Source organism: Allocoleopsis sp. (assembly GCF_036703385.1).
GTDB lineage: Bacteria > Cyanobacteriota > Cyanobacteriia > Cyanobacteriales > Coleofasciculaceae > Allocoleopsis.
On the sequence record NZ_DATNPA010000113.1, the window covers coordinates 1 to 7657 of the forward strand.

The 7657-nt window shown below is 46.3% G+C and carries 6 protein-coding genes; 3 read left to right on the plus strand and 3 right to left on the minus strand.

What is annotated here, in order from left to right:
• Positions 1–194: 194 nt before the first annotated feature.
• The 3 genes from V6C93_RS05595 to V6C93_RS05605 all read right to left on the minus strand — a co-directional run bounded on the left by V6C93_RS05595 (position 195) and on the right by V6C93_RS05605 (position 5475).
• Positions 195–3731: a CHAT domain-containing protein gene (locus V6C93_RS05595; protein WP_333475665.1), complete on the minus strand. Its 3537-nt coding sequence runs from the start codon at positions 3729–3731 to the stop codon at positions 195–197.
• A gap of 407 nt (positions 3732–4138) precedes the next feature.
• Positions 4139–4774, minus strand: a complete 636-nt coding sequence (locus tag V6C93_RS05600; RefSeq protein ID WP_333475666.1) for a J domain-containing protein — start codon at positions 4772–4774, stop codon at positions 4139–4141.
• A 329-nt stretch (positions 4775–5103) separates the two neighbouring features.
• On the minus strand, positions 5104–5475 hold the full coding sequence (locus V6C93_RS05605) for a GNAT family N-acetyltransferase (protein ID WP_333475667.1): 372 nt from the start codon (positions 5473–5475) through the stop codon (positions 5104–5106).
• Positions 5476–5672: 197 nt separating this feature from the next.
• Between V6C93_RS05605 and V6C93_RS05610 the strand changes: the two genes are divergently transcribed.
• From V6C93_RS05610 to V6C93_RS05620, 3 genes are all read left to right on the plus strand, one after another.
• Positions 5673–5819 (plus strand): hypothetical protein, encoded by a 147-nt coding sequence (locus tag V6C93_RS05610; protein WP_333475668.1) that lies wholly within the window; start codon positions 5673–5675, stop codon positions 5817–5819.
• Between the two features lie 72 nt (positions 5820–5891).
• Positions 5892–7217, plus strand: coding sequence for a hypothetical protein (locus V6C93_RS05615; RefSeq protein WP_333475669.1), 1326 nt, complete (start codon positions 5892–5894; stop codon positions 7215–7217).
• Between the two features lie 27 nt (positions 7218–7244).
• Positions 7245–7655, plus strand: a complete 411-nt coding sequence (locus V6C93_RS05620; protein ID WP_333475670.1) for a hypothetical protein — start codon at positions 7245–7247, stop codon at positions 7653–7655.
• The last annotated feature ends 2 nt before the right edge of the window (positions 7656–7657 follow it).

A 7657-nucleotide genomic window follows, 5' to 3' on the forward strand; every position in this document is an offset into this window, starting at 1 on the left:
TTGGGGGGAACCCCCCCAATCCGGGTTTTTCCAAAGAACGATCGCTTTTCCCTTAAGTCAGTGCCATTAGTCCTAGGTCATCCTCCTTCTAAGAATCGTGAATTGCTGCAAACGTTTGGCTTAGAGAAATTGCTCTGAAGCGTTCAATCTCACATCTTTCTCGACTTTGGGAGGGTTATGCAGCAAATTGCTTTTCAAAGACCATTACCAATGAGAATGAATGGTGCCCAGTAATAAGGATGTGAAAAATCCACAGATCTTGCGCCAGTGCTAGTTCCGCTCACTTCTATTTCTGCCCGTGCCGGAGTATCTTTAGTCAGACCAAGTTGATGATTGATAAAGGCTTGTTGGACTTGCTGCATGGCTTTGGCAACAGTTTTACCCTGTTTGAGTTCATCGTAAAAGCGATTCATCAATACCTGAGTACCGCCGTCATTAACTTGCCAAAGTGATGCGAGAGAAGCTCGGACTTGATTGCGTTGTAATTGGTAGCCAAAGCCAAAGATTTCGATGCCGTTGCTGAGTTTGCTGCCCATCGCCGTTTCGCAAGCGCTGAGGATGAAGAGAGAGACGTTAGGGAGTGTAAGGGTGTTGAGGTCACGCAGGCTGAGGGTGCTGCCGTCGCCGAGCAGAATGAAGGATTTGTCAGGACTGCTCGAGACAAATGAGGCATGGGTGGCAAGGTGGATGATCGTGCTATTAGAGACGTTGCTTTTGAGGGCGGAGCGGCTGAGGCTATCGTTAATCAGCAATCGTGTGTCGGGGTAGAGTTTGGCGATTTGCTCGACTTCGGTTTGGGTTTGGCTGAGGGCTGCAAAATTATATTTCTGACCGTTGACAATCGGGCTATATGCTTTGGTGACTGCCCCCGCAAGGACTTTAGGGGTAAGATTGGTGGGTTTGTCAAGGGGAGTGAGGGCAAGAGCCGTGAGATAGTTGATTTGGTAGCGCTCTGCTAGCCATTGGGTGCCGTCGTAGAGGGCGGCGAGGGGGACATAACGCATGATGCCGTCAGGGGCGTAGACAATCGTATCAACTCCGGCGGCTTTGAGTTCAGCTTCAATTGGCTGGATGATGCTTTGGTAGAGTTTTTGGGCCGGTTGCTTGATGCGAGGGTCGCGCCCTTGCAGTTGTTGGCGGAAGGTTTGGATTTCGCTTTCGAGTTGCTTTTGAGGAATGGGGATGGATTTGTGGATCGGGGCACGATCATTGGTGAGGATGACGAGTTCGAGGCGATCGTCGAGGATAAGTGGATAGAACAGAGCAATGTTTTTACCGAGCTTTTTAATGCTGGATTGCAGGTCTTGATAAGCATTGAGGTTTAAGTTTTGATCAGCCGCCGTGCGTTTCAAGGTTTGTATTGCAGGTTTGATGGCAGAGTCTTCTGGAAAGTCTTTAATTAATTTCCTCTGTAATGCTTGTCTCTCTTTTGCATCAGCCACTTCTTTGCGCTCCAGTTGTTGCCCTGCGGCAGTAAAGGTGTCACCGTTAGCATCTACAGTAAAGTCTTTCCAGAACCACTCATAAGGTTCAAAGTTGTTTGTGATTAATACTTCAAAAGTGTGCAGAATCTTCTCTTCTTCAGGCAGTAGCTCTATACTTTCATTGAAACGCTTTGTGGAACTGGTGTCTTTAATGAAGTCTTGCAGATCTACTTCTTTAAGAAGATCCAAGACTTGTAAAGCTTCAACGACGCGATTCTGTTGGAGCAGGAGATCGGCAAGAGCGCGGTAGGTTCCCGCAATATTTTTAGTGTAGGATTCCCGCACTGAGCGAGATTGTTCCTCAGATAGCGCCATCGGAAATGGTAGATTATCTTGCCCTGCATTAAAAAGCCGTCGCCGAAAAGTTTCGTGACTATTAACGGATTTTTTATAAATAGTAATTGCAAGTTCAGGTTGATTCTGTTGCTGAAAAAACAATCCTAATTCACTGAAGAGTTCAATGTTTTCATCTCTGCCAGTTATGTTAAGCGCAGAAAGTGCGCGTTTATAGTAGCTAGAAGCTTTTTCATGCTGAGATAAAGCACTATAAGCCTTGCTCAATTGTATTAGTAAACCACCATAGCTTTGAGCAAACGGAATGATATTTGGAGATGTTTCAAAGAAAGAAAGTAAATCTTCATAGTAGCTAATTGCCTTTTGATATTCAGACATTGCCATATAGGAATTACCGAGATTAAAAATAATTTCACCAATTCCAGCGTTGTATTCTCGATAGATAGGTAGTGCTTGCTCATAGTAGTATGCGGCTTCATCATATTGAGATAAAATGCTGTATGTCTTTGCCAAATTAAATAGTATTCTTCCTTCACCTTGGCGATTCTTGTATTTCCGATAAATGGAGAGAGCTTTTTTGTAGTATTCTATTGATTCTGCATATTGAGATAATGAGTCATGAATAAAAGCTAAATTTCTCATGACTGCACCTTCAACATCTCCATCGTTGAGTGAAGCGGGAATTTTCGGGAAAATTGGAATTGCCTGTTGATAGTAGCGAATTGCTTCTTGGTACTTTGATTGTAAATCGTATGCAAGACCTAAGTTGAATAAAAGTTCTACTTCACTCTTCGGGTCTTTGAGGGTTTGCACTATAGGCAGTGCTTGCTTGTAGTAGGAAATTGCTTGTTCATGCTTGGATAAGGAGTTATGGGCAATACCCAAATTCAGCAGTACTTTTGCTTCTCCACTTTTATCTTTGAGTTGTTGATAAATGGTCAATGCTTTTTGGTACAAGGCGATTGCCTTCTCAGGTTGCTCGTCCTTAGGCAGATACAACTCTCCCAATCTAGACAACGCCTTAGCTTCGCCCTTGAGGTCTTTCAACTGTTGATAAATAGGAATTGCCTTTTCGTAATAGTAGGTCGCATTTCTACATTTAGGTAACGAGCGACACGCATTACCGATATCCATCAATAGTTGTGATTCGCCTTTCAGGTCTTGAATCTCCCGGTAAATATTTAATGCCCGCTCCCAAGATTTACCACCTCCATCCAACGCATCTTGACTGCGATATTGCTGAATTCCTCGTTCTAATAACCGCTTGGTTTCACTAGCACGCAGAGCATCACCTTCCGCATTTCTCTGCCTGAGCTTTGAATCAACTTCAGTTGATTGATCAGAAATTGGACGGTCTTCGGGTTGTTGAGAAATAAGATTGAATGCCTCGATATAAGGAGCCGCTTTTTCATTCTGCGATAAAAACATATATGCAGAAATCAGCCCCGCTAGCACGGTTTCTTGATGATTGCGGCTATTGAGTTGTTGAGCGATAGGCAATGCTTTTTCGTAGTAGGTGATTGCTTCTTCATATTTTTTAAACGAAAAATACAGCTCACCTAGGTGCATCAGTACGGTCATTTCACCATTGCGGTTATTAACTTCTTTAAAGATAGAAAGTGCTTTTTCGTAGTAGCTGATCGCTTCCTCATCTGGCTCATATGCAATACCCAGGTGCATCAGCACGGTTGCTTCACCATTGCGATCTTGAATAGCTTGATATATGGATAACGCCTGCTGTAAAGATTGAAGTGCTGTCTCATGCCCGTAATCGTGGTATTCCTCAATGCCTTGTCGCAACAATCGATCGCCTTCTGCTTTGCGGTCTTCCCTGGTCTGTGCTTGGGCAACGGCAGTCAGAGGAAAGTTGACGATCAACACCAGAGATAATGCGACAGGAGTTGCCAAGAGAATCGTTAGTGCAAATTGAGGGAGCGATCGACGGGCGCGCATAGAAAAATCCTGCTGCAAACTTGCTCTAGTTAGTCATATCAATATTCCCATGAATACTAAAGCTAGCGAGCGATTCATAATAGTTACCTTATTTTCAAAGTTTATCCACGATTTACCGTAACCAGCTTTCCATTGCTGTTTCAGCTTGCTTCACCACCATGAGATCGACGAGCGAGCCAATCCCTGATCGTGACTCAAAATCCCTAAGCACTCGCTCTCTAGATTTAGCCAAGCCAAATAGCGATCACCCTCCGCACAGGTAAAGAAGCTCATCAGTAATCTATGTAAAACGGCATCGTCGTGTATTGATAGAAACATTTGGAATACACAGACATGGCGTACCTTCCTACTCAAAAATCCGACGAATAGGGATCTTCTAAGTGTTGCATTATTTTATGAAATTGGTATTACAGCATCTCCTCAATGCGGCGAAAATCTCGTTCGACTTCTGCCCAGAGGGAGCGATTTTGGGGATCAGTCCGTAGAGCTTTTTTGAGATAAATTCTTGCCTTATCGAGTTGCCCTTCGTTAACGAGATGCCGTCCCCAGCTCGAATATGCGATCGCCTGCCACTGACGCACCTCTGGATCGAGGGGAATACGGTGAGCTAAACCTTCAACCAGTGCGATCGCACGAGCAAAACGTCGGCATTTCAGCAGTTGCTGAAGTTGCTCATAAGCATTCCACTTCAGCTGTTTATCCATATCAGACAGGGGTGGGGTGTAATGCACCACAGGTGGCTTACAAGTCCCCTTCGCGGCTGATGGCGATCGTGGCGTTCCCCCAGCCTCCTGAGGGGCACTTCTCGTCGCCACTGTTTGGGAGGGGCTAGATACCGTCGCACTCCCTACCGGCTCATTCATCACACTTAGGAGAAGCTTATAGGCTTCCGTCAACTGAATAAATTTGTCTTGGGTGAGCGTATCTCCCGCGTTGACATCAGGATGATACCGACGTGCTAGACGCCGATAAGACGTCTTAACTTCAGCCAGGGAAGCTCCATACGTTAAACCCAATAAGCGGTAGCAATTCGCCAGATCCATCGATAAGGAAAAGCAATGATGAACTTGACGCCTTAAAAAGGGCACTTTAGCATGTTTGAGCCTTCCACCGCTATAAACAGCGGTATTGAAAGGACTTGGGAAGCCCCATGACTTTACCCAGAGCTAAGCCTGCACATTTCTAAGGCAAAGAAAACAGTATAAAATGTCCGTTCTACTCCTATACACAGAAGACTCGACCCAAACAGCCATTTTTGTGAGGGACGCCTTAATTTTTCTAATCAAGGTTCTAGCGTTTAGGGGCAGCCGATGCAGCAGATTTTCCCTTTGACACTCCCACGGAAGACTGCGCGGGAGAACGCTCACCGACCTCAATGAGACCACAGTTGCTTGAAGTGCCTGCCCTGAGAAGACGCTTCTCGCACCATATTTTCACCCCCCAGGTAAATAAACCCATGCTTTTCATACCACGCTCTCAACTTATCGATTCCTAATGGGCTGGAGGCGTCAAGTTCCAAGTGGATGGCTTTATCATTAAATTTGTCGCAAATCGCTTGCAGCATGATTGAGCCGTATCCTTTCCCTCTATCTTCGGGCATCACTGTAATAAACTGGAGAAAGTAAAATTCTGGCGTTGCCGAGATCGAGGCAATACCAATCAGAATGTCTCCTTGGAAAAACTCATACCGAACTTCCCCAGGAATACCGGAAGTCCTTTCAAAGGCTTGAATCGATACTTTCATGATGTAACCTTTCTTGAACCCAAGGCATCCAAACTGGAATACAGATGGGTTCAAATCGATTATTACTAACAAGGAACACAAGAAGAAGTTAACCGAATCGAGCGGTTTACTCCCTCTATATCGAGTTTCCACTAGGCAGCCAGTGAAGTGCAAGGGTTAGGCAGGGCAAAAGACTGGTTTGTCATAGCATCACACCGATGCTCCTCAGGTCCTTACTGCGATCGCACACCCGAAAGCGCGGCGAGTTCCATCGGCAAATCAATTATGTTTCTTCTGTAAAGCTGACGAAGCGTCAGGAACTATTCAGTCCGGATTTGCGCCTATGGGTTTGTATCAGTGACTAAGGCAAAAGCCAAAGACTGAATTGGAAAAAGCTGCTTCTCAATTGAAGTGGTGTGAGTTTGCGAGAGGAATTTATGCGTTTTCCTAGCGTTGCTTTTTGTACTCTGACTGTTCTCTTAGCGGGTGGGCTGACAGCTCATGCCAGTGAAAGCCTAACTGCTGGAGATTCTCCTCAGGAACCTATGCTTTCTGAGGCAACTACTGCAACCCCTAGCGTTACTTTAAAGGGAACGGAAGGAACTGCCCAACTGAGTAAGGGGCAATCACCCCAAATTATGGTACAGCCAGAGGCCACAGATTCCAGGAAAGAATTTTCCTTGGAGCCTTCTGTATCTACTGAGAATACCAAAGTGGCAGTTGAGAAGCAAGTCGAATCCTTGGCTAACAGGCCAGAGGCTGAAGTCCTCAAATCGGATAACAACCTTACCAAGTTATCAACTCCCGCTATCAACCCATCTGGAGTAGATAGAACCTCAAACGAAAAATCTTCCCTAGTAGCCCAGAGGGAGAAGGGCGCAGTCAGTTCTAAGGCGGAGGCACTGCGTCAGGATGAAATTACTGCCCAGTCATCTACCACTAACACCAGCCAACTGGTAGCGGATGCCAAACCAAAAGGAACGGCAAACTGTATCGCGATGGCTAACTCAGACAGCCAGCAGATTGCTCAAGGAACAGCTCGCCGCTGTCCCCGTCCCCAAGCCATTCCTAAGTTGACGGTGCCTGAAGTGCCTGAAGAATATGGTGCTTCACCCGCATTGAGCATCTACATCCCTGTAGGATATGGTGCTGATAAAAACACCCTCTTTATGAGCGGCACCTATCAAAACAGTGTGCGTCGGGATGAGGGTTCTGTCGGTACTGGAGGGATAGGAATTGGCCTAGGCGATGCCGATAAATCAGTGGGAGCCGAACTCTCTTATGCATTTGAAACCACTGACGACCCCTTCGGTCAAGGTGGATTTAACGGCAAGCTACATCGTCGGTTGGGGCAAGATTTATCCGCTGCGATCGGTTGGAATGGCTTTTTAAATATTGGTCGCAACGACTTTGAACAGTCGAAATATGGGGTAATTACCAAAGTTTTCCGCACCCAAGACTCCCTCAGTAAACCCTTCAGTCGTGTCGCCGTCACGGCCGGTGTAGGAGATGGACAGTTCCGCTCCAATGGCGCGGTGAAAGTAGGCGATAATAACGCCAACGTGTTTGGGAATGTGGCGATTCGGGTTGCGCGACCTGTCAGTTTTATTGCCGAGTGGACTGGGCAAGATCTAGGCTTGGGTCTTTCCATCGCACCCTTTAAGAACATTCCGTTTGTCATTACCCCAGCCGTGCGCGACATTGTGGGTGCTGGTGACCACGCCCGCTTTGTTTTAGGTGCTGGAACCGCAATTCGGTTTTAAGGAAGAGGAGTACAGGGAATGAAAACCATGAAATCCATAGCTTGGGTTATCGGTCTAACTGTTGTGGCTGGAGGCATCATGTCTAATCCAGTGCGAGCTGACCAAAGTTTTTCCGATATCACAGGAACCAATATCTGGAACAATATACCACCTGTATTGGGGACAAACGGCAAGCTCGATCCGAAGTTAGTCGAAAACATTACACGGGTTAATCGGGACTCGGAAGCCGCCTTTGAGGCTTGTAATGCCGCACTCGCGCAAATTGAGCAAACGGCTCCAACAACGCGCCGATTTGCTCGACAGCCTTCCACTGTAACCGCTGAAGTTCCCACGGCTTGCCGTCAACTAGAACAGTTAAGAACCGAGGCGGAAAACTTGAGAGCTACCGTAGAACAAACTGAACGGACTCTGTCGCGATCGGATTTTGCTGCTTGGTAGTT